This window comes from Enterobacter vonholyi (assembly GCF_040834095.1).
Classification (GTDB): domain Bacteria; phylum Pseudomonadota; class Gammaproteobacteria; order Enterobacterales; family Enterobacteriaceae; genus Enterobacter; species Enterobacter vonholyi.
The window spans coordinates 526,411-547,829 of sequence record NZ_CP162152.1 but is presented as its reverse complement, the minus strand read 5'-3'; the positions used below and the strand labels follow the sequence as shown (position 1 = coordinate 547,829).

General features: G+C 53.5%; 28 protein-coding genes. 13 read left to right on the top strand and 15 right to left on the bottom strand.

The features are described 5' to 3' along the window. Nucleotides 1-5: 5 nt before the first annotated feature. The 4 genes from AB3N39_RS02610 to AB3N39_RS02595 all read right to left on the bottom strand — a co-directional run bounded on the left by AB3N39_RS02610 (nt 6) and on the right by AB3N39_RS02595 (nt 1,636). Nucleotides 6-386 (bottom strand): response regulator transcription factor, encoded by a 381-nt coding sequence (locus AB3N39_RS02610; protein ID WP_133293698.1) that lies wholly within the window; start codon nt 384-386, stop codon nt 6-8. A 23-nt stretch (nt 387-409) separates the two neighbouring features. After that, entirely contained in the window at nt 410-670 is a 261-nt protein-coding gene (locus AB3N39_RS02605) for a XapX domain-containing protein (protein ID WP_111964146.1), read from the bottom strand. Continuing rightward, nucleotides 667-888: a DUF1427 family protein gene (locus tag AB3N39_RS02600; RefSeq protein ID WP_133293696.1), complete on the bottom strand. Its 222-nt coding sequence runs from the start codon at nt 886-888 to the stop codon at nt 667-669. The genes AB3N39_RS02605 and AB3N39_RS02600 overlap by 4 nt, the downstream gene beginning before the upstream one ends. A 61-nt stretch (nt 889-949) precedes the next feature. Then, nucleotides 950-1,636, bottom strand: coding sequence for a hydrolase (locus tag AB3N39_RS02595; RefSeq protein WP_133293695.1), 687 nt, complete (start codon nt 1,634-1,636; stop codon nt 950-952). 218 nt (nt 1,637-1,854) lie between these two features. Here AB3N39_RS02595 and AB3N39_RS02590 point away from each other — a divergent pair, with 218 nt between their 5' ends. From AB3N39_RS02590 to AB3N39_RS02575, 4 genes are read left to right on the top strand one after another with little or no spacing between them, the layout of a single operon-like run. Continuing rightward, the gene (locus tag AB3N39_RS02590) at nt 1,855-3,726 is read left to right on the top strand and encodes an amidohydrolase (RefSeq protein WP_367897045.1); all 1,872 of its coding nucleotides are present in this window, start codon (nt 1,855-1,857) and stop codon (nt 3,724-3,726) included. Next, on the top strand, nt 3,726-4,133 hold the full coding sequence (locus AB3N39_RS02585) for a DoxX family protein (protein ID WP_058648446.1): 408 nt from the start codon (nt 3,726-3,728) through the stop codon (nt 4,131-4,133). Before AB3N39_RS02590 ends, AB3N39_RS02585 begins: the two co-directional genes overlap by 1 nt. Then, nucleotides 4,130-5,749 carry an MFS transporter gene (locus AB3N39_RS02580; protein WP_367897044.1) on the top strand — a complete coding sequence of 540 codons (1,620 nt, stop codon included), beginning with the start codon at nt 4,130-4,132 and terminating at the stop codon, nt 5,747-5,749. Before AB3N39_RS02585 ends, AB3N39_RS02580 begins: the two co-directional genes overlap by 4 nt. Nucleotides 5,750-5,779: 30 nt before the next feature. Beyond that, the gene (locus AB3N39_RS02575) at nt 5,780-6,601 is read left to right on the top strand and encodes an alpha/beta fold hydrolase (protein ID WP_367897043.1); all 822 of its coding nucleotides are present in this window, start codon (nt 5,780-5,782) and stop codon (nt 6,599-6,601) included. 108 nt (nt 6,602-6,709) lie between these two features. Here AB3N39_RS02575 and fosA read toward each other — a convergent pair whose 3' ends face one another. Next, entirely contained in the window at nt 6,710-7,135 is a 426-nt protein-coding gene (fosA, locus tag AB3N39_RS02570) for a FosA/FosA2 family fosfomycin resistance glutathione transferase (protein WP_133293691.1), read from the bottom strand. 199 nt (nt 7,136-7,334) lie between these two features. On the opposite strand from fosA, the gene trpS reads away from it, so the two are divergent. Together trpS and AB3N39_RS02560 are read left to right on the top strand one after the other, a co-directional pair. Continuing rightward, entirely contained in the window at nt 7,335-8,339 is a 1,005-nt protein-coding gene (gene trpS / locus AB3N39_RS02565; protein ID WP_288462480.1) for a tryptophan--tRNA ligase, read from the top strand. 174 nt (nt 8,340-8,513) lie between these two features. Further along, nucleotides 8,514-8,861: a hypothetical protein gene (locus tag AB3N39_RS02560; RefSeq protein ID WP_047059065.1), complete on the top strand. Its 348-nt coding sequence runs from the start codon at nt 8,514-8,516 to the stop codon at nt 8,859-8,861. A gap of 50 nt (nt 8,862-8,911) precedes the next feature. On the opposite strand, the gene AB3N39_RS02555 is transcribed toward AB3N39_RS02560, so the two are convergent. The 4 genes from AB3N39_RS02555 to AB3N39_RS02540 form a co-directional block, all read right to left on the bottom strand. Further along, nucleotides 8,912-9,409, bottom strand: a complete 498-nt coding sequence (locus tag AB3N39_RS02555) for a type VI secretion system tube protein Hcp (protein ID WP_023315311.1) — start codon at nt 9,407-9,409, stop codon at nt 8,912-8,914. Between the two features lie 18 nt (nt 9,410-9,427). Beyond that, on the bottom strand, nt 9,428-9,760 hold the full coding sequence (locus AB3N39_RS02550; RefSeq protein ID WP_064673157.1) for a DUF1493 family protein: 333 nt from the start codon (nt 9,758-9,760) through the stop codon (nt 9,428-9,430). Further along, nucleotides 9,754-10,212 carry an STM2901 family protein gene (locus tag AB3N39_RS02545; RefSeq protein WP_325814047.1) on the bottom strand — a complete coding sequence of 153 codons (459 nt, stop codon included), beginning with the start codon at nt 10,210-10,212 and terminating at the stop codon, nt 9,754-9,756. The genes AB3N39_RS02550 and AB3N39_RS02545 overlap by 7 nt, the downstream gene beginning before the upstream one ends. A gap of 216 nt (nt 10,213-10,428) precedes the next feature. Further along, nucleotides 10,429-10,896, bottom strand: a complete 468-nt coding sequence (locus tag AB3N39_RS02540; protein ID WP_288462468.1) for a SymE family type I addiction module toxin — start codon at nt 10,894-10,896, stop codon at nt 10,429-10,431. 87 nt (nt 10,897-10,983) lie between these two features. Here AB3N39_RS02540 and AB3N39_RS02535 point away from each other — a divergent pair, with 87 nt between their 5' ends. Next, nucleotides 10,984-11,853: a phosphorothioated DNA-binding restriction endonuclease gene (locus tag AB3N39_RS02535; protein WP_143344604.1), complete on the top strand. Its 870-nt coding sequence runs from the start codon at nt 10,984-10,986 to the stop codon at nt 11,851-11,853. Nucleotides 11,854-12,397: 544 nt separating this feature from the next. Here the strand turns inward: AB3N39_RS02535 and AB3N39_RS02530 are convergent. From AB3N39_RS02530 to AB3N39_RS02510, 5 genes are read right to left on the bottom strand one after another with little or no spacing between them, the layout of a single operon-like run. After that, nucleotides 12,398-14,731: a primase-helicase zinc-binding domain-containing protein gene (locus AB3N39_RS02530; protein WP_367897042.1), complete on the bottom strand. Its 2,334-nt coding sequence runs from the start codon at nt 14,729-14,731 to the stop codon at nt 12,398-12,400. A gap of 13 nt (nt 14,732-14,744) precedes the next feature. Next, a complete protein-coding gene (locus AB3N39_RS02525) occupies nt 14,745-15,065 on the bottom strand; it encodes a DUF5375 domain-containing protein (protein ID WP_367897041.1) in 321 nt (106 codons plus the stop codon). Further along, on the bottom strand, nt 15,062-15,289 hold the full coding sequence (locus tag AB3N39_RS02520) for a hypothetical protein (RefSeq protein WP_336215784.1): 228 nt from the start codon (nt 15,287-15,289) through the stop codon (nt 15,062-15,064). Before AB3N39_RS02520 ends, AB3N39_RS02525 begins: the two co-directional genes overlap by 4 nt. Next, entirely contained in the window at nt 15,286-15,834 is a 549-nt protein-coding gene (locus AB3N39_RS02515; protein WP_367897040.1) for a host cell division inhibitor Icd-like protein, read from the bottom strand. The genes AB3N39_RS02520 and AB3N39_RS02515 overlap by 4 nt, the downstream gene beginning before the upstream one ends. Beyond that, entirely contained in the window at nt 15,831-16,097 is a 267-nt protein-coding gene (locus AB3N39_RS02510; RefSeq protein ID WP_013095392.1) for an AlpA family transcriptional regulator, read from the bottom strand. Before AB3N39_RS02510 ends, AB3N39_RS02515 begins: the two co-directional genes overlap by 4 nt. A 548-nt stretch (nt 16,098-16,645) precedes the next feature. Here AB3N39_RS02510 and AB3N39_RS02505 point away from each other — a divergent pair. From AB3N39_RS02505 to AB3N39_RS02495, 3 genes are read left to right on the top strand one after another with little or no spacing between them, the layout of a single operon-like run. Further along, nucleotides 16,646-17,389 carry a capsid protein gene (locus tag AB3N39_RS02505; RefSeq protein ID WP_201510888.1) on the top strand — a complete coding sequence of 248 codons (744 nt, stop codon included), beginning with the start codon at nt 16,646-16,648 and terminating at the stop codon, nt 17,387-17,389. 2 nt (nt 17,390-17,391) lie between these two features. Next, complete coding sequence (locus tag AB3N39_RS02500) at nt 17,392-17,610, top strand: ogr/Delta-like zinc finger family protein (protein WP_063923957.1); 219 nt, start codon at nt 17,392-17,394, stop codon at nt 17,608-17,610. Nucleotides 17,611-17,638: 28 nt separating this feature from the next. Then, nucleotides 17,639-18,202 carry a phage polarity suppression protein gene (locus tag AB3N39_RS02495; protein ID WP_199160796.1) on the top strand — a complete coding sequence of 188 codons (564 nt, stop codon included), beginning with the start codon at nt 17,639-17,641 and terminating at the stop codon, nt 18,200-18,202. A 5-nt stretch (nt 18,203-18,207) separates the two neighbouring features. On the opposite strand, the gene AB3N39_RS02490 is transcribed toward AB3N39_RS02495, so the two are convergent. Continuing rightward, nucleotides 18,208-18,351, bottom strand: a complete 144-nt coding sequence (locus AB3N39_RS02490; RefSeq protein WP_367897039.1) for an acetyl xylan esterase — start codon at nt 18,349-18,351, stop codon at nt 18,208-18,210. A gap of 162 nt (nt 18,352-18,513) precedes the next feature. Between AB3N39_RS02490 and AB3N39_RS02485 the strand changes: the two genes are divergently transcribed. From AB3N39_RS02485 to AB3N39_RS02475, 3 genes are read left to right on the top strand one after another with little or no spacing between them, the layout of a single operon-like run. Then, on the top strand, nt 18,514-19,473 hold the full coding sequence (locus AB3N39_RS02485; protein WP_087847520.1) for an SMEK domain-containing protein: 960 nt from the start codon (nt 18,514-18,516) through the stop codon (nt 19,471-19,473). After that, a complete protein-coding gene (locus AB3N39_RS02480) occupies nt 19,467-19,709 on the top strand; it encodes an ABC-three component system middle component 6 (RefSeq protein WP_071994415.1) in 243 nt (80 codons plus the stop codon). The genes AB3N39_RS02485 and AB3N39_RS02480 overlap by 7 nt, the downstream gene beginning before the upstream one ends. After that, nucleotides 19,693-21,408, top strand: a complete 1,716-nt coding sequence (locus AB3N39_RS02475) for a DUF2326 domain-containing protein (RefSeq protein ID WP_032433400.1) — start codon at nt 19,693-19,695, stop codon at nt 21,406-21,408. Before AB3N39_RS02480 ends, AB3N39_RS02475 begins: the two co-directional genes overlap by 17 nt. Nucleotides 21,409-21,419: the final 11 nt, after the last annotated feature.

The window sequence follows — 21,419 nt, the reverse complement described above, 5'->3', positions numbered from 1 at the left end:
GATCCTTATTGTCGGCGGGCCAGCTCCCGCTGAATATGACCCAGCAGAATATCGATGTTAATGGGCTTACGCAAAAAAGCAGCGGCGCCCAGACCGAGAGCGTACCGCTGCATATTTTCATCAGCATGACCGGAGATAAAGAGCACGGGCGGAGGCGGTACGGCCAGCAGGCGCAGCTTTTCAAACAGCTCCAGGCCGCTCATGCCCCGCAGCTTGATGTCGGTGATCACCAGCGCCGCGCCGGACAGGGCAAGCGGATGGCTCAGAAATACCTCTGCCGAATCAAACGTATCGGTCGAATACCCTTCCGACTCCAGGAGATTACTCAGCCCGCTGCGGACGGAACGTTCGTCATCAATGATGGCAATGCGCCACGGCAGCGTCATGCTGTCTTTCCTCTAAAAAATCATTATACGTCGCGATCGTCCTTCGCGGGCGCAGGGGGCGCCGAGCCGCTGATTTTCGGTACGCATTCGTGACGAAACCAGGCGAGGGTGAGCGGTTCGCGACTCAGTAAACGTCGTCCCACCGGGATGAGCTGTTCGCCCACCAGCATGCCGAACAGGCCAAGCAGGGCGACAACCGGCGGTGCCGGGGAATGAACGTCGAGCAGGGCGTAAATTACCCCAGCAACCACGCCGCACACCAGCGAAATTATCCATGCCTTCATGAGGACGCTCCCGTCTGCGATTTAGCCTCCGGCACGGTCACCTGAGGAGGAGGCGCGCCGTCCCGGGATAACAGATGACGCGTCGCCTGTTCACCCGCCAGCATCCCCAGCAGGCCAATCAACGCCAGCGCGGGCGGCGCGGGGGAGCGCACCTTCAGCACGGCATACATCAGGCCAATCAACACGCCTGCCGCAAGGGATATCAGCCCTGTACTCATTGTGAACTCCAGAGAAAGAGGCAGCGGCGAGCCGGATGAGGGACCAGCCCGCCAGCGGAACTTAGCGAGCCGGGACCGGCGCTAAGGTGCGGTGCTCGCTCTTCTGGCGAGACGGCGCTTTGTGCACCATGGTGTAGGCGTAATCCACGCCCATGCCGTACGCGCCGGAGTGCTCGCGCACGATGTCCATTACCGCGGTATAGGTCTCTTTACGCGCCCAGTCGCGTTGCCACTCCAGCATCACCTGCTGCCAGGTCACCGGGATCACGCCCGCCTGGATCATGCGCTGCATCGCGTAGTCGTGGGCTTCTTTGGAGGTGCCGCCGGACGCGTCCGCCACCATATAAATTTCGTAGTCGCCTTCGAGCATCGCGCAGAGGGCGAAGCTGTTATTGCACACTTCGGTCCACAGACCGGCAACCACCACCTTCTTCTTGCCGTTGGCCTTCAGCGCGTCGCGCACCTTCTGGTCGTCCCAGGAGTTCATGGAGGTACGCTCCAGAACGTCCTGGCCCGGGAACACGTCCAGCAGCTCAGGATAGGTATTGCCGGAGAAGCTTTCGGTCTCAACGGTGGTGATGATGGTTGGAATGTTGAACACCTTAGCCGCTTTCGCCAGCGCCACGGTGTTGTTTTTCAGCACCTGACGGTCAATAGACTGCACGCCAAACGCCATCTGAGGCTGGTGATCGATAAAGATGATCTGACAGTTCGCAGGGGTTAACACTTCGAGCTTTGAAGAGGTCATAGCATTTTCCAGTGGTTAAGGGTAGAAATCGCCGCGAGTGCCACGGCGATAAAGTCACCCTCATCCTGCGGTTTTCCTTCTCCGCGCGTAATTATCTCTTCGTATAGTTAACCTTAGGTATAGTTATACTTTGGTATACCTATCCTATTGTATAACTGGATCTTTGCCGAAACCGGTTCCCATAATCCTGACCATTCCCCTCTCAGTCAGGAGCAGTTATGGTTACCCTCGGTAAAGCCGATCTCATTCTGGTTAACGGCCAGTTTCACACCGTCGATCGCGAGAATCCTGTCGCGGAAGCCGTTGCCGTGCGCGACGGAAAATTTCTGGAAGTGGGTACCGTCGCCGAGGTGATGCAGCACCACGGCGACGGCACCAAAGTGGTCGACTTAAAAGGCCACACCGCCATCCCCGGCCTCAACGACTCGCACCTGCACCTGATCCGCGGCGGGCTGAACTACAACCTCGAGCTGCGCTGGGAAGGCGTGCCGTCGCTGGCCGACGCCCTGCGGATGCTGAAAGAGCAGGCCCTGCGCACGCCGTCGCCCCAGTGGGTGCGCGTGGTGGGCGGCTGGACCGAGTTCCAGTTTGCCGAGCGCCGCATGCCGACCCTGGACGAAATTAACGACGCCGCGCCTGACACCCCGGTCTTCATCCTGCACCTGTATGACCGCGCCCTGCTCAACCGCGCCGCGCTGAAGGTGGTCGGCTACACCAAAGACACGCCAAACCCGCCGGGCGGCGAGATCCAGCGCGACGCCAACGGCAACCCGACCGGGATGCTGATCGCCCGTCCGAACGCCATGATCCTCTACGCTACGCTGGCCAAAGGGCCGAAGCTGCCGCTGGAGCAGCAGGTTAACTCCACCCGCCAGTTCATGCGCGAGCTGAACCGTCTGGGGCTGACCAGCGCCATCGACGCGGGCGGCGGCTTCCAGAACTACCCGGAAGATTACGAGGTGATTGCCGAGCTGCACGAGAAAAAGCAGATGACCATCCGCATCGCCTACAACCTGTTTACCCAGCGTCCGGGCCACGAGCTGGAAGACTTTGAAAAATGGACCGACATGCTCACGCCGGGCCAGGGCAGCGACTTCTTCCGCCACAACGGCGCGGGCGAGATGCTGGTCTTTTCCGCCGCCGATTTTGAAGACTTCCTCGAGCCGCGCCCGGACCTCGCGCCGGGCATGGAGGACGAGCTGGAGCGCGTGGTGCGCCATCTGGTGGAGCACCGCTGGCCGTTCCGCCTGCACGCCACCTATAACGAATCCATCAGCCGCATGCTGGACGTCTTCGAGAAGGTGAACCGCGACATTCCGTTCAACGGCCTGCACTGGTTCTTCGACCATGCGGAAACCGTGTCACAGGCCAACATCGACCGCATCAAAGCGCTCGGCGGCGGCATTGCCGTCCAGCACCGCATGGCCTTCCAGGGCGAGTACTTTGCCGAGCGTTACGGCATCGAAGCCACCCGCCATACGCCGCCGGTGGCGAAAATGCTCGAGACCGGCGTACCGGTGGGCTTAGGGACGGACGCCACCCGCGTGGCGAGCTACAACCCGTGGACCGCGCTCTACTGGCTGGTCTCCGGCCGCACCGTCGGCGGGATGCAGATGTACGATCACAGCGCCCGTCTGGACCGCGATACCGCCCTGATGCTCTGGACCCAGGGCAGCGCGTGGTTCTCCAGCGAGCAGAACCAGAAGGGACAGATTAAAGTCGGCCAGCTCGCCGACCTGGCCGTGCTGAGCAAAGACTACTTCCGCGTGCCGGAAGAGGAGATCAAGGGCATCGAGTCCGTTCTCACGGTGGTCAACGGCCACATCGTCTACGCCGCGGGCAGCTTTGGCCCGCTCGCGCCGCCGGCCATCCCGGTCCTGCCCGAGTGGTCCCCGGTGGTCAAGGTGCCTGGCCACTACCGCAGCGCGCCGCCGCAGGCCGCACGCGTGGGTATGAGCGCCGTCCACCACTGCAGCGGGCCGTGCGGGGTTCACAGCCACCAGCATGATTTCGCCCGCACGTCAGCGATGCCGGTGTCCGACGATAACGCTTTCTGGGGGGCGCTGGGCTGCAGCTGCTTTGCATTCTGATGAAAAACACCACTATGCCGCCCCGGATCGACCTGGGGCTGTTCTTCCTGCGCCTGACCGGCAGCCTGCTGCTGCTCTACGTGCACGGCCTGCCGAAGGTGCTGCACTTCAGCGAAGAGCTGACGCGCATTGAAGATCCGTTCGGCTTCGGGCCTTACGCCAGCCTGATCCCGGCGATTGTCGCCGAGGTGATTTGCCCGCTGTTTATCATTGCGGGCGTCTACACCCGCCTGGCGTGCCTGCCGATTATCGCCGTGCTGCTGGTGGCGATGCTGGCGGTCCACCCGAACTGGTCGATTGCCGAAGGGCAGTTTGGCTGGCTGCTGCTGATTATCTTCACCACTCTCGCCCTCACCGGGCCGGGCCAGTGGCGGTTGCAGCGTAAGGCAGCGGAGAGGTTCGCATGACCCAGGTTAACGACGTTCGCGACGCACACGTCGAGACGACGCCCGCATCGACGGTTTCTCCCTGGCAGCCGCTGAGCCAGCCGGTGTTCCGCATGCTGTGGATCGCCACGGTGGTCTCTAACGTCGGCTCATGGATGAGCGACGTCGGCATCAACTGGAGCATGCTGACCCTGAGCGCCGACCCGCTGGATATCGCGCTGGTGCAGGCGGCCAGCAGCCTGCCGATGTTCCTCTTCGCCCTGCCGTCCGGGGTGATGGCGGACATCGTTGACCGGCGTAAATACCTGCTCTTCTCCCAGCTGTGGGTGTTCATCGCCGCCGCCGGGCTGACGGTGCTTTCCTTCACCGGACACGTCACCCCCGCCGTTCTGCTGGTGGCGACGTTTCTGCTGAGCGTGGGGGCGGCGATGAGCTCGCCGCCGTTCCAGGCCGTGGTGCCCGATCTGGTGAGCAAGCCGGAGCTGGGCGCCGCCGTGGCGCTGAACTCGCTCGGGGTGAACATTAGCCGGGCGATTGGCCCCGCGCTGGGGGGCTTCCTGCTGTCGTTCGCCGGGCCGTGGATGGTGTTTGCCCTGAACGCGCTGTCCGTGGTCGGCGTGGCGTGGGTGCTGTGGCGCTGGCGTCCGGCCCCGTCCATACAGCGTCTGCCGCCGGAGCACTTCTTCTCCGCGGTGCGCTCCGGGATTCGCTACGTGCACGCCGCGCCGGTGCTGCGCAACGTGCTGGTGCGCACGGTAGCGTTCTTCGTTTTCGGCAGCGCGGGCTGGGCGCTGCTGCCGCTGGTGGCGCGCCGCGAGCTGGGTTTAGGCCCGGCGGGCTACGGCGTGATGCTGGCGTGCATTGGCCTGGGGGCCATTGCCGGGGCCATCCTGCTGCCGCGCCTGCGCCAGCGGCTGAACGCCGACCGGCTGATGGTGGCCGCGAGCCTGACCTTTGCCCTCACCATGCTGGCGCTGGCGTTCGTGCGCCACGTCTGGCTGCTCAACCTGTTTGAGTTCTTCACCGGCTTCGCGTGGATTGCGGTGCTCTCGACGCTGAACCTCGGCGCGCAGCGCAGCGCTGCCCGCTGGGTGAAGGCCCGCGCGCTGGCGGTCTACCTGACGGTGTTCTTCGGCTCGATGACCACGGGCAGCGCCATCTGGGGGCAGATAGCCTCCCGGTTCGGCACCCCGACCGCGCTGGTTGTCGCCACGCTGGGGATGGTGCTGGCAAGCGCCACCGTGTTCCGCTGGAAGCTGGAGAAAGACCCGGAATTAAACCTCGACCTGAGCGGCCAGCCGCTGGACGGCGTGGAGATCGACCTGCCGAACGAGCGTGGCCCGGTGCTGGTCTCACACGAGTACATCATTGACCCGCACAACGCGAAGGCCTTCCTGGAGGCGGTCCACGAGCTGCGCCGGGTACGCCGCCGCGCCGGGGCGATGAGCTGGGCGGTGTACGAGGATATCGAGCGTCCCGGCCTGTTTATCGAGACCTTCCTGATGGGCTCCTGGATTGAACATCTGCGCCAGCAGGAGCGCCACACCATGAATGACCTCCTGCTGCAGAGCCGCGTTCTGGCTTTTCATCAGGGCACAACATCACCGGCTATTCGCTACCTGGTCGCGCCGGTATAACCACAACCATCACCTGCACAGGAACACACTATGGCAACGTTTAAGGCAAAAGACGGCACGCAGATTTACTACAAAGACTGCGGCGCGGGCAAACCGGTTCTCTTCAGCCACGGCTGGCCGCTGGACGGCGACATGTGGGACAGCCAGCTGAACTACCTGGCCGAGCGCGGCTTCCGCGCCATCGCCTTTGACCGCCGCGGCTTTGGCCGCTCGGATCAGCCGTGGAACGGCTACGACTATGACACCTTTGCGTCCGACATCAACGATCTGATCACCACCCTGGACCTGCGCGAAGTGACGCTGGTGGGCTTCTCCATGGGCGGCGGCGACGTGACCCGCTACATCAACAACTACGGCAGCGCGCGCGTCGCCGGTCTGGCGCTGCTGGGCGCGGTGACGCCGATCTTCGGCAAATCCGACTCCTTCCCGCAGGGCGTGGATCAGAGCGTGTTCGACGGCATTCGCGACGGACTGCGTAAAGATCGCGCCCAGTTCATCAGCGACTTCGCGACGCCGTTCTACGGCATCAACGCCGGGCAGACCGTTTCTGCCGGTGCCCTGACCCAGACGCTGAACATCGCCCTGCTGGCCTCCCTGAAGGGCACCATCGACTGCGTGACCGCCTTCGGCGAAACCGACTTCCGCCAGGATATGGCGAAAATCGACGTGCCGACGCTGGTGATCCACGGCAGCAACGACCAGATCGTGCCGTTTGAAAGCACCGGCAAGCTGGCGGCTGAGATGATCAAAAACGCCACGCTGAAGGTGTACGACAACGCACCGCACGGCTTCGCGCTGACCCACCAGGACCAGCTCAACGAAGATCTGCTGGCGTTTGTGAAGTCGCTGTAATTTTTTCCAGGCCGGGTAAGGCGCAGCCGCCACCCGGCGCTTTCGCTCCGCCAGCGGCACGTAGCCAGTGATTGCTGAGACAGGACCTGCAGGCTGAAGGTGCGCGCCTCAAGCCTCGTCTGAGGTAAACACCATGCCCGCGTAGGGTTTCTCGCGACACGCCGCCAGCCGCGCGGCGAGGCTGCCCACGTGCAGCTCCAGCTTGTGCCCGTCCGGGTCGAGAAAATAGAACGACGCCCCCTCGCTTTTGTTCTGCTTCCAGACGGTGACGCCCGCCTGCTCAAGCCTGTGCGAGAACGGTTCAAAATCTTCCTCCGCGACGGTAAACGCGTAATGGGTGTAGTCGCTCTCCTGCGGCGGCACATACTTGCACGCCTCGTCGTACGACAGGCAGACCCACAGATCGCCACAGGTGAGATAGGCCCCGGTATTCCAGCGGGCGTGCAGCGCAAGCCCCAGCAGCTCGTGCCAGAAGGTGACGCTTTTTTGCAGGTCGCTGACCGCGAGGGTCAGATGGTTGAGTGATTGCAGCATGACGTGCCCTTTTGTTTTTCGCGCCGGACGTGGTACGGTAAAAGCATGAACATAAACCACGCCGTTCTCACCGTAAACCGCTGGTGGCTGCCTTCTTAAAGGCGGCACGGAGTAGTTTTTCCCATTTTCAGATAGCCGCCGAAAGGCGGCTTTCTCACATCTAAGACCCCTTTCGGCAACTGCCCATTAAGGAGTCTTTATGAACGCACCAACTATCCTCACCGGCGATCGCCCAACCGGCCCGCTGCACCTCGGCCACTTCGTCGGATCGCTGCGCCAGCGCGTGGCGCTCCAGCAGACGCACAGCCAGTTTGTGCTGATTGCCGACCTGCAGGGGCTGACCGACAACGGCAGCAACCCGCAAAAAATCCGCGACAACATCCCCGAAGTGCTGGCCGACTACCTCGCCGCCGGCATCGACCCGAACCTGACCACGATCTGCCTGCAGTCCGCCCTGCCCGCCCTCGCCGAGCTGACGATGCTGTATATGAACATCGTCACCGTCGCCCGGGTGGAGCGTAACCCGACGGTGAAGAACGAGATTGCGCAGAAGGGCTTCGCCCGCTCGCTACCGGTCGGGTTTATGGCCTACCCCATCAGCCAGGCGGCGGACATCACCGCGTTTAAGGCCGAGTGCGTGCCCGTCGGCGACGATCAGCTGCCGATGATTGAGCAGACCAACGAGATTGTGCACAAGATGAACAGCCTGCTGCCCGCCCCGGTGCTGCGCCATTGTAAGGCGATGCTGAGCGACACCAGCCGCCTGCCCGGCATCGACGGCAGCGCCAAGATGTCGAAATCGCTGGGCAACACGCTGCACCTTTCGGCCAGCGAAGAGACCATTCACCGCGCGGTCAGCGCGATGTACACCGACCCGAACCACCTGAAGGTGAGCGACCCGGGGCAGATTGAGGGGAACGTGGTGTTTACGTATCTCGACGCGTTTCATCCGGACAAGGAGAAAGTGGCGGCGATGAAGGCGCACTATCAGGCGGGCGGGCTGGGGGATCGGGTGTGTAAGAACGAGCTTGAAGCGTGCCTGCAGGAGCTGATTGCGCCGATGCGGGAGCGGAGGGCGATGTATATGCGTGACAGGGGCGAGTTGATGGCGATGCTGAAGCGCGGGACCGAACGGGCGCAGGGGGTGACGCAGGAGACGTTGAGGGAGGTGAAGGTTGGGCTGGGGGTGCCGGTGTTTAGTTAAAGTCGATTTAGCGGTGGAATGCGTGAGACTGGCATGAAGCCGCTAACTTGATTATTGCGTAAATAAGCGAGGAGCAAAAATTCTTAAATGCATTATTAGCCATTGTCGTTTGTCATTCTGTTAAGAGCGCTATTGTCATAGACTCTTTATTTTTTAACTGTCTCGGAAAATGCTATGGGCAAGTTTATTATTTACATGCTGAATATATTATTCTGTGGTTATGTACTGGCTACATGCCTCATTTCTTTGGTTAGTTTTGATAACTGGGAGGACCGTATAATCGCAATAACAATAATCTTAGGAAGTGCACAACTTATTGCGACATTACTTAATCGGGCACTGCCTCATAAGTTACATGTTTTAGGGGGGATAGCTGAACTGATAGAAGGTCCGCTATTAGTTATTGGCGCAATTGTGTGTCTGGATGTGTTTGAACCCTGGCCTATGAAGATTATTGGAATTTTTGCGTGGGTTATTTTTATGATGTTTCTGCCATCATTTACGAAAAGGAATAAAGAATGATATTCTCTGCCCGCACAAACGAAACGCTGGCGGGCAAGTTCAAGATAGCATCAAGCAGCGGAACCCGATGTTGGACGTTCGTTCCACGCATCGTGCGCTAACAAGTTACCGTCCTTGTACAAATGGGTAATCTTCTCATAATTAAACGCCACTTCCTCCATATGCCCCGTCCCCGGACAGCCTCGGGTGTCGTACATTACTGGACTCACAGAAATGACCTTAACATTCTCGAGCGTGATTCGGTAATACTCCTCCTCTTGCCCAGAATAGTTAATATGGTAAAACCTGAATTCTGCCGTTTTAAGGGTCTGACCCGTTGCTGCCGCTTTGAACAGATAGGGCGAAGAGCTATCCAATTCCTTGGTAAACTGAAACGGCGAATGTTGACGAGTGCCAGTGACCTTTCCCGTTGCCGAGTCGGTTGGCAGGCTGAGGTTATGTTGTAATCCTCTTAGCTCAATACTTCCTTCCCTTTGTGCAACGTCACAAGAACCACAAATCATTGTGCCGCCGTCATTGGTTAAAAAGAGATGTACAGGTACGGCCATTCTATTGCTCCTTGCGTTTTAGTCGTATAACCATTTGCCCGCTTTTGCGGATTCGATAAGCATTCCAATAGTGAAATCTGGAACCATCACCACCGGGCTTTTTTTGAATGGATTCCATGAAAAAGGCTCATCAGGATAGTAGGTGTTTATGTTAAAATTCCCTCTATCAACATCAAATTCTTTAAAAAATTCTTCCATTAAATCTTCTGCTTCAGTGACATCAAGCTGCATGTCAGTATCCAAGTCAGTTTTTGCATTCAGTAATTTCTGCTTCGCTTCGTTATTCATCAGATAAACGCCGTTATAGCGTCTGGCTAAGGCGTAGATGCGCTGCTCAATATCCTCTACCATAGTTTGTCGCTGCCCCGTGCGATTCGATTATAATCACGTATTGCAGCATAGGTGATTAGTGATACATCAGCGACTAATATCACTATGCCTATTAACGGTATTGTCCTGCCAACAAACGCACTAACTTTCGATACCATTCGACACTTTACTGTCCACGGAGTGTACCCACCAACCCAGGTAGGCAGCTTAATGCCATAAGGAAATTTCGCCTGTTTGAAATAGTACCTCATGGCTTTCGAGGCTCGGGACGTTCCTTCCGTAGCTCCTGCGGGTTTCTTTCTAGTCGTTTGATTATTAGCACCACTGTATAACGCAGCAATTCCTGCCACATCGTCAATACCAAAATGATCGGCAATTGACTCACAGTAAATCATAAAGAAAAGTCCTGCCGCGGTAAGATTGGTTCTGCCAGCATAAAAATACGTTCCATTTAGTTCTTCTGTTGTGTCCATAGTTCATTCCATTGAGTTGCTCCAGGAAGAATCATAAATGTTGGACAATAATTAAATTGAGATCTCCAACATACTTCTGAAAAGCCTCCTTATATATCCACAATGATAAAAATACAGCCATACCATTCAGCTCAATAATATTATTGAAAAAACAAATTGCCCCTTCTACTAATTTAAACACCCTCGATTCAGGAGCAAGGGTGTTTAAATACGTTATTATTTTGCCTGCCCTATAGTGCACTTAACTACCGGGATATCTCCAGTATCATTCAGCGCTCCCGGAAACGTTTTTAACCACTGTGCAACTTTCTGTTTATTTATATTCACCACACTCATACCTTCCAGGCATCCCCATAATTCTCTTGTATGTTGTGGTGTAATCACAATGCAGTCTTTCATGGCGCGGATTTTTACGGGCATGCCGTTGATAAAGCCTGCACGGGTTAACCAGTCGCCGCCGAGGAGAAGGTATTTCATGTCTATGCGTGCATAGAGTTCACAGCAGGCGGCACTGTCCTGAGGCGTTTCCGCGCGCGGATGGACGGGCGCCGCGTTGAGCTGGTTGCCGTGTAAACGGCGGGCGCTGTTTTTGCGGATCAGCTCGTGGTTTTCAATCATGCCGGTGAAAGCGTCTGATTCTGTTTTGCAAACGGTAAACTCTGGCTTAAAATTCGTCGCAGCCATTTTCAACTCCTTTTCAGTTGTTTGTGGTTAGCGGTATGGGGGTGTTGCAGCACCTTCATATCGCGAATTCTTCTTTAAAGTAACGCGATGGCTTCCAGCAAAACTCTCGAACAGGCAATTGCCGACATCACCATCTGGCGCAAAGGCGAACAGCGTGCGCCGCATAAGCCTTTATTGCTTCTGTACGTGCTGGCGAACTATCAGCAGGGGCATGCGCGACTATTTGATTATGGTACCGAGGTCCATGAGCAGCTTCTTAGCCTGTTAGAACGCTTTGGCCCACAGAGGAAGGCGCATTACCCGAATATGCCTTTCTGGCGGCTCAAAGGGGATGGATTTTGGGATCTGAAGAATACTGAGTTCTGTTCGACCACAGGCAGCAAGCAACCGCCTGTTAAAGAGCTTGTGGAACATAACGTTGCAGGCGGGTTTGATGAAGAACACTTTGCGCTGCTGAGTAAGAACAAAAACCTGATCGGCTCGCTGGCGCAGCAGATCCTTGAAGCGCATTTTCCTGAAAGCATTCAGGAAGAGATCGCGGATGAGATGGGTTTTGATATCCGGCAGATCCGTAAGGTTCGAGATCCGCTGTTCCGCCAGCAGGTGCTGCGAGCTTATAACTACGAGTGTGCCATCTGCGGATTTAACATGCGGCATGATAACGCCTCCGTTGGACTTGAGGCAGCGCATATCAAGTGGAAGCAGTTTGGTGGACCATGTGAGATCCCGAATGGACTGGCGTTGTGTGCGATTCATCATAAGGCGTTTGATAAAGGATCTATTGGGCTGGATGAGAGTATGCGGGTGCTCGTGTCTGAGGCGGTGAATGGGAATGGAATTGTTGGGAGGCTTTTTTGGGATTTTGCCGGGAGGCAGATTGCTTTGCCGATGGTGAAAGGGAATTATCCAAGGGAAGGGTTTGTGGAATGGCATCGGAGGGAGGTGTTTAGAGGATGAGTGCGAAGGCCGGACTCAAATCACAACTTAAGCAACTGAAATACAATAACATTCACAACAATCATAAGTAATATGCCCCCTTTTGTGCCCCCAACGATTTTTTTGAACATATCAAACTTAGCTATTTGATATTGCTACCAAATTCAAGATTAACGCCCTATTCGGTTAGGATCCGAAATCCGGATCCTAACCGGGACTCAATGCCCACAAAAAAGTTTTTTTGCATTTTACTGTTCACACTGTTCACCTCAGTTATTTCTCATTCTATATCATGAAGTTAAGTGGTGATGAGTTGGTGAAGGGTGAACAGTCGACTCTTCACCTTTGTTCGTTTTGCTCGTTCTGGCTGCGCCCGGTCAGGCAATACACGGGGGGTATAAAAAGTTTTTTCCGGTTTTACTGTTCACACTGTTCACCTTTTCTTTTTTATCAATAATTTCATATGGATACAGGGTGAATATACGGTGAAGGGTGAACAGTGGAGTGTTCACCCTGTGGCAATTGCCGGAAAGAAAAAGACCGGCAGTAGCCGGTCTGGAGTGGGTTAAGTCGCTGCAGGTTCATCGCATTTCGGCAGCCAGTCGCCGTAGCTTTCCTCTTTCAGCGACAGGTTGGTCTGTATCCCCTGCTTTGTGTGCCGCTTCTCATAATTCAGGCCGTACTCTTTCAGCATCATGGGCAGCCCCAGCCCGAACATTTTCAGGCTGAGCACGTTTCTGTACCCGTTGGCCTCCATATAGGCCAGATACGCGTGATAGAGATATTTACGGTAATTACGCGGGACAATGCTGGCATTGCCCATAAACATCCCGTTAGTCTGCGGCAGCATTTCCAGATAGCCGCAAAAATCAAACGTCGGGTCAGCATCGCGCTTGATGCTGAGCGCCTCGTCGGAGTTCTGCTGCGACTGGAGCAGTGCGCGCGCGGCCATCGGGTCGCTGAATTTCTGCATAAGCTGGCGCACGATGACGGCCAGCTCGCGCGCAATTTTATCCCTGAGCTGCGGGTCACGCTCTTCCGGCGCAATCTGCTCCGGGAAGTGAATAATCACCCGGCGACGTGACACACCGCCGCTGCGGTCGGTGAAGCGCATCGGGTTGTTATTCACGGCCAGAATCACAGCCGGAATATGCGTTGAATACGGATTCTGGTATTTCGGGTCAACTGAAACTGCATCGCCGCCGGTGATGGCCTTGAGTCCTGCGCCGTCACCGCTCCATTTTTCCTGGTCAGGCAGACGTATCAGCGAGAAGCCAATCAGGGAGGCACGCTTGCGCGGGTCTTCCAGCGTGTCGATGTCGGCCGACGTGGCGTTATCCTCTCCGGCGAGCAGGGTCGCGATTTCGGCCAGAATACTTTTCCCACTTCCGCCGGGACCGGTGACTTCGAGAAAGAGCTGCCAGTCGTAGCGGTTCGCCAGCACCATAAACAGCGCGGCCAGAATCACGTCGCGTTTTTCTGGTCTGCTACCGGCAGCACGGTCGAGCCAGCGCCAGAAATTCGGGGCATAGGTTTCCAGCGTTTCCCCCTCGACCGGCGGAGTAAAATCCACGTCGCACAGCGTGCGCAGCCAGTGTGATTTGCTGTGTGGGCTGAACAGGCCGCTTTGGGTATCGAGCACCCCATTGCGAAAACCAATCAGACGGCGTGCCGGTGCGGCCTGCTGAGGAATAATCAGCTTCAGCGTCTCCACCACTGAGGTGATTCTCCCCGACGAGAACGGGGCACGCAGGCGCTGGAAAAGCCCGGCTACGTCGCGTTCGAAACTGGACGGCTGAACGACTTTCCATATCCCTGCTTCATAACGGGACAGGAGCTGGCCGTTCGCATCCACCGCCAGCGCTTCACCGTAATGCTCATGCACCCGCAGAGCCTTGTCGCTGGCGCTCATGGCCGTAAATTCCGCCTCACTCATGGTGTCGAACGGACTTTGTACCGGTGGCCGGATGGCATCATAAATCGCTTTTCGGGTGGCCTCCCCGCCGTGCTGCATAAACGCATCATTCCAGTCACCAAACACCGGCGGCAGGGCGACAATGCCCTCACAGGCTTCTGCGGCCGCGGTGGCTTTGTTCTGGCCGTCGCCGTTAAGGTCACGGTCAGCAGCGAGGACAATCTGACAGGCCGGGTGTTTCTGACGGGCAAGGCTCGCCAGAGAAAGGAGGTTCACGGACGACAGTGCCACCATGACGGTTTCGCCGGTCAGGTGATGCACGGTGAGTGCCGTCGCATAGCCCTCCGCAATCCACAGGCGTTTTCCTGCCTGTTTTTTCCCTTCGATGGTGTGGCACGCCCCTTTTACCGTCCCGCCTTTCAGGGTGCGTTTGAGCCCCTCAGAATTGATGAGCTGAAGGTTAACCAGTGCGCCGGTCTCGTCATACAGCGGGATAACCACATCACCGGCGCGGAACGTCACGCCGCCGGTTTTATGCATTACCGTCATTACCGGACATTCCCGGTCGGGGAAGCCCTTGCGGGTCAGATAGGCGTTGCCACAGGCCGTGCGGGTTTTCTCCATCAGCCTGACGGCCAGTGCGGACGCCGCTTTGCGGTCAGCCTCCGTTTCAGCCTCTGCGGCCGCAATCACTTCCGGGGCAACCGGCGGCAGGTTGCCGGTCACGGCATTCACCTTTTGGGCTGCCTCTGACGGTTTTACACCGAAAACCTTTTCAACCAGCTTAAGCCCGTCACCCGCGCCGCACTGATTGCAGAGCCACGTCCCGCGCCCCTCTTTATCATCAAAGCGGAAGCGGTCAGAGCCGCCGCACACCGGGCAGGCCTGATGGCGGTTTTTAATGACCTTCACACCCAGCGCCGGGAGAATGCGCGGCCAGTGGCCGCACGCCTGTTTTACGGTTTCCGTTACGTTCATTTTCATCTTTTTTTCTCCCTCAGTGCACAACAGGCGATTGAATGTGACGGGCGCAGAGTTCATCCATCACTGCGAGCCCGAGAAAGGACAGTGAGGGCGCGGCCTTGAGTGGTCCGTCTTCCATTAAATCTTCCAGCAGTGCACAGGCAATCTGACGGCCTTTTTCCTCGCCGTGCTGGCGCAGGTAGAAGCCCTCCAGCTCGTCGGCAATCGCGCTTTCCAGCGCGTCGAGGGTGAGTTGCGGGTAGCGGTGCTGGCGTTCGCACAGGGTCAGCCATGCACAGGCCACGGCGCGACGATACAGCGCGGCGCGTAATACGGGCTGTAATGGCTTTTTCATACGTTGCCCTCCCCGGTCAGCCAGCGCTGATTGCAGCGTTCGACCACGCCGTCGAGCTGGGCGGTCATGAGGTAAATCACGGAGGTGAGCTGTAACTGCTGCGCAGGGTCACGACGAACGTTGGCGCAGTCCTGCACCTGCATCAGCTCATTGACGAGCTGGCCGACGTTGCGCATGTGCTCAAGGCATTCGAGGTCACGGGCGGTAATGGTGGTGTGTCTCATGCGCGCACCTCCGCAACCGGCAGACGGCCGGCAAACGAGAGGACGTAATCGCGAACAAGAGAAAGGCGTGCGGCGTGTTCATCACCAGCAACGGTGCGAAGCATACAAATGCGGGGTTTAAGGTCTGCGCGACGAACGGCGGCAAACACAAAGACAAACTGCGGATGTGACGGGGTGAGGGTCGTAGCCATAGCGGCAACCTCCATAGTTAGCTGTTTACAGCTACCACCGAAGTTCTCACGCAATGGTGGTAGCCCAGACGGGGGTGAGAAACCGGCAACTATGGAAACCGGCCAGCCCGAAAGCTGCCCCGCCTGAGCCACCATTATTTTGACGGCGCAACAGACAAAGAACCGTTGCCCGATAAATGGGTGCACAAAAGCATAGACACAAAAAAAGACGCATGGCGCGTCCGGTGTCGCCATAGTTAAACTCGGGTTCTCACGCCCGGCTGCCGATTTTGCGACAGCGGGAAAACTATACCTGGAAACGTCGACAGGAAGCAAGCCAGAAAAAGGGGCTGTTTGCTGAACGGTCATCATCATGCGTCACAGCCCCGGTTGCGCTCGGCAATGCGATCCGCCATCCATGCGGTGATTTCAGACTGCGCCCACGCCACGTTTTTTCCGCCGAGGCTGATTTGTTTCGGGAAAGCCTCCCGGCTGATGAGGTCGTAAATGGTCGACCGGGACAGACCGCACAGATGCATCACTTCGGGCAGGCGGATAAAGCGTTCCTGAACCGCATCAGAGACCGGCATCATTGGGGCGGCAGGGGCAGAAGACGGGGAAGAAAAAGCGGTGTGCATCGGGCTACCTCATAAAATCCATACTGTGCCGGTCGTGTCCGTCCGGCTTCGGGTAGCTCCTTATTATGTCTATATTTTTCCTCAGGTCATGTGAGATTTTCGGGGAAACAAACATTGACTTTTCGCTATGGCAAACAAAGGAAAACGCTGGCAAACATATGCAAATCACTGCATTACAATGCAGCAATTTCTATTGCTTTTAGTTATACGTTTTTCTTTTTTAATCGAAATAAAATCTAAGTGGTATAGACAGAGCAAAACAGGAGGGTGAACAGTGGTGAACAGACGGTGAACAGACGGTGAACAGTCAGACCTGCAACTGTTCACCCTTTAAATTACTGTATTAATTATATTTTTATTTATGGTGAACAGTGGTGAACAGTTATCAGTAAAAAAACAAACGATGAGTAAGGTTTTGCTGAGACCTTTCTCTGGCAAGCCGGGTTTAAAGTGCTGTTTGTGCCAGAACTGCCACAACTGCAATGAATCGAGATGTTGTGTGATGAAGGGCAGAATCATTTCAGGTTGAACACACGGAGAGCCTGAACATGAAACCCGAAACAGTCATTACCGCCCTGCAGAATGCAGCCGCTCAACAGTCAGCAGAGAGCAGCCAGCGCATCACCGACAAGCTGAGCGCATTCACTGCGGCCAGAGACACGCACGTGGCCAGCATGCAGGAACTGAAAGAGATTGATACGTCCATTGAACGCTGTAAGCAGGAGCGGCAGACCGCCCTCAGTGAGAGTGCAGAGGCGGAGCAGGACTGGCGCAGTCGCTTCCGCACCCTGCGCGGCAATCTCACCCCTGAAATGAAAGCTGAGCACAGCAAGCGTATCGCCAGTCGCGAGCTGGCCGACGAGTTCACCGGCCTGATTGCGGAGCTGGAAACTGACCGGACACGCGCCATGCTGAATGCCTGCTCGACCGCCAGTAAATACCTGTCAGCGCATGTTGATGCCTTTACCACTTATGCCGGTGCGGAATGGGCTCAGGCGGTCAACACGCTCCCCGCCGCGCTCATTCGTGCTTTCCTGCTGCGCATTCGCGCCCTCGAAATGCAGGGTGACAGTGCACCCCAGTCCGTTGTCGTCGGCGAGCTGCGCGATGCGCTGAGCCGTCAGGGCAGCCTGTATCACTTCGATATGAAGCAGGAGCCGGTATTGTTTGTGACGGGCATGCACCGGCCGCAGATTAACGGTGTGGATATGGAGCTGTTACGCAGCCCGGCGAAGAGAATGATGATCGCCAGAAAACTGGCTGATAATGGCGAGACAAAAGCGGAGGTATAAGCATGTTTCACTGCCCGTTCTGCAAAACCAGTGCGCACGCCCGCACCAGTCGCTATCTGTCTGAGAACGTCAAACAGCGCTATCACCAGTGCGTGAACGTCGAGTGCTCGGCGACCTTCCGTACGCTTGAATCCGTTGACGGGATTATCCGTTCACCGGTTACTGAGCCGCTTATCCCTGTACCCGCACCGGCGGCCACCGTTAACCGTGCCGGTGCGTGAGCACGGCCAGACATCAGGAGAGACATACGTGACCACACTGACGCTACAGAAAGCCTTTGAGGCCTGTCAGGCAAATAAATCCGCCTGGCTGCAACGCCGGGATGAACTGAAGCAGGCCGAACAGGCATACCGCGAACAGCTTGCCGGTAACGGCCACAGCGGCCGGAGCCTGCAAACCCTGCGCGAAATTATCGATGTGAAAAAGTGGGAAATAAATCAGGCTGCCGGGCGTTATATCCGCTCGCATGAGGAGGTGCAGCGCATCAGCATCCGTAACCGTCTGAATGATTTTATGCAGGCACACGGCGCGGAGCTGGCCGCCGCCCTTGCCCCGGAGCTGATGAATTATTCCGGGCAGCATTCCGCCATTCAGCGCTGCGCCATGCAGCACTCAGTCGACTATCTTCGTGAGGCGCTTCAGGTCTGGCTGGCTGCCGGTGAAAAAATTAATTATTCGGCGCAGGATAATGACATTTTAACGGCCATCGGATTCAGGCCTGACGCGGCTTCGCGCGATGATAATCGTGAAAAATTCACACCCGCACAGAACCTGAATTACACCCGCCGACGCGCAGAGCTGGCCGCGCAGTAGTCCTTTCAAAAATTCCCGAAAATCCCGCCTTTTTCCCCTAAAAAAGCCATGCATGCATAAGGTGCATGGTTTTGCATGCGTTTTACCGATACTGGAATCCCCGCCAGCACCAGCACTGGCGCGCCCTGAGGCAGGTCATGCACCTGCATTAAATGCGCCCCCTTAAGCGGGCAGGCGGGGCGGGGAGAGCATTGCGCGCTAGCGATGTCGCATTGTTTTAACATTACCAAATATTACTGGTAAGTTTCTAACCTCATATTTATTATGGATTACATTATTCGTATTGAGCAGGCGCAACCAGGAACAAGCCCATGTTACAGCGAAAAGATAATATTGATAAAATCAGCACAAAACTTGCGATTTTGGCTCATAAAGTGGAATTAAATACCAGTTTGAATTTAATGGATTTAAATATACATGCTGAATATTTCTTCTGCGAACTACTAAACATGATATATGATATATCATTAGTAAATTTGAATAGCATTAATGCAAACGCAAAATCAATTGATCTTATTGATGAGACAAAAAGACTTGCTATTCAAGTCACATCAACCCCAGACTTTGCAAAAATAAAAAAAACAGTCGATGGGTTCATAGAAACTGATAATGTAAAAAAAATAGATAGACTTATTGTTTTAATATTGACAAAAAAGAAAAGATACCATGCCAAAACTTATGGCGAAAAATTCAAAATATCCATTTCAGATGATGTTATAGATTATACAGACTTGATTAAAACCATAATGGGTTTGCCACCTGTAAAAATACAGCAGATTTGCGATTATTTATCATCTCAGATTTTTGATACGCCAACGCAAAAAGCGCCGAAAGAAGTCACTACGATTTTAGAAATGATAAAAATTCTGAGTACAGATGAGCACCCTCAGTGTGGAAATGGATTTCAGGAAGAGCCAGACCCTAATGGAAAAATAAATAAACGTTTTTCTGCGTATGCAGATTATTTAATGGATATATATGTTCCACTAATGACAACTTACGCAGGAATTCTCCATGAAATCAGTAACTCAAGCGATGCCGGGATAGTAAACATAAGTAAACTTTCAGCATATTTAAAACGAGCCAGCAATACAGCGTTAGATGAATGTAATGGTGATCCTGTTGATGCGTTAAACAAAATGACTGATTATTATGCGGCTCGTCTTCTTTCAAATGGAATAGATTATGATGACTCAGCAATCCAATATTACCTCATAGATAACATGATAAGATGTAACGTTTTCCCTAATAAGGTAATAGCACCATGTTAAAACTTTTCTCAAAAGATGAACGTATAGAGAAATCAGCTCCTATAGTCGGTTCATATATATTAAAACTACTTGAGGATAGAAACTGCATTAGCATCTTCGAGCTAGCAAAAAATTTGCGCAAGAATAGACTAATTGGAGTTCGTTCTATATACTATGGAATGATTTTTTTATACGCGCTTGATTTGGTCGATTTTAACGAACCTTATGTGGTTTTAAAACATGATAAGAATAAATAAATTATACAGCGAACCTTATTCTTTTGAGCCTATCGAGTTCAAAAAAGGAATTAATCTTATTTTAGGTGAGCAGGATGATTCATCTAATAAGACTAATGGCGTAGGAAAATCGCTTCTTGTAGAGTTCATAAATTTCGGACTGATGAAGGATTACAATCGCAGTAGGCTTTCGAAAATACCCAATACCGTTTTTTCTGATAAGACATATGTTTGTCTTGATTTCCTTATTAATAAAAATCACATCATTACAAAACGAAGCATTTCAGAAGAAAATACTCCTACTTTGTTCATTAATGGAATCAAAAAGAATTTCACGTCAATTGATGATGTAAATCATTTCTTGACTCTTTTAATGTTCCATGACAATAAGTCAAATTTACACCCGACTTTTAGAAGCATGTTAGGCCCTCTGATTAGAGATGAACGTTCGGAGTTCAAATCTATTATTGATTGTTACGATACAAAAGCAAGAATACCTCCTGATTTTGCACCACATCTTTACCTTTTCGGAATTAGTTTACAGCTTTATAAAAAAATAAAAGAAATTAATAAATCAATATCTGAACTGGGTATTGCAAAACGTAAAATAAAGGATGACATAGAATCCATTTCTGGAAAAAAAATAGCCAATGCCAGAGCTGAGGTTAATGACCTTGATCATCAGGTAAAGATTATAAAGCAAGAAATGGAATTGCTTGAAGGTGATAAAACTTTTGATTTTGTTCGTGATGAAATAGTACTCTACGAAGATAGCTTAGATAACTTGAGAAATAAAAAAGCCATTTTAAAGTCAGAACTCAACAAGATACAAGCTCTGATTGGGGATAATTATATTGATGAAGATGAAGTAATAGATCTTTATAATAAGCTAAAAGCTGGACTTGGTGATAACATAGGGAAAGAACTAAAGGATGTTTTAGGATTCAAGAAAAAAATTGATGATTTTCAACGTGTTCTTATTGATGCACGCAAAGACTCTATTTTATCTGATCTTGAAAAGATCGAAGCGTCTATTTCTGAAATATCAATTAAGCTGAATTCAAAAACAGCAATAATAAAGCAGAATGGTCATCTTAGAAACATTAAAACATTGTTCCTTGCATATGAAAAAAAATTGGAAGAACTTTCACAGCTATCCTCATTTATAAAAAAATTTGATGATTATGAATCTAAGTCGAAAGCAAAAAAAGCCGAGAAAGCAACTAGAGTTGTCGAGCTAGACATAGATATATCACTTCAAGAGTCAACTATTTCAGAATTCAGAGACACTATATCTGCTATTCATGATTATGTCATGGAAAATAGAAAATGTTCATTTAGCATTTCTGCAAATGAGAAGAGTAGTATTGTTGATTTTGATTTAAGAATCTTTGATGACGGTAGTCATAGTAATGAACGCGAAAAAGTATTTATTTATGACATGTCATTGTTGCTAACGCATGATACTTTTGTAAGACATCCAAAACTACTCATTCATGACAATATTTTTGATGTTGACAGAGATACTTTAATTAAAAGCCTTAACTATATCTCTTCAAAATCCAGTTGTCTGGAAGATGCGCAATACATTTTGACACTAAACATAGATAAACTTAATGAAATAGGAAAGGATGAGTTAAAACTAGATATTAAGGAATACAGAAGGGCAACTTTAACTAAATCTCATAGATTTTTAGGCCGTCAGTATCAAGAGAAATAAAACAGTAGTAC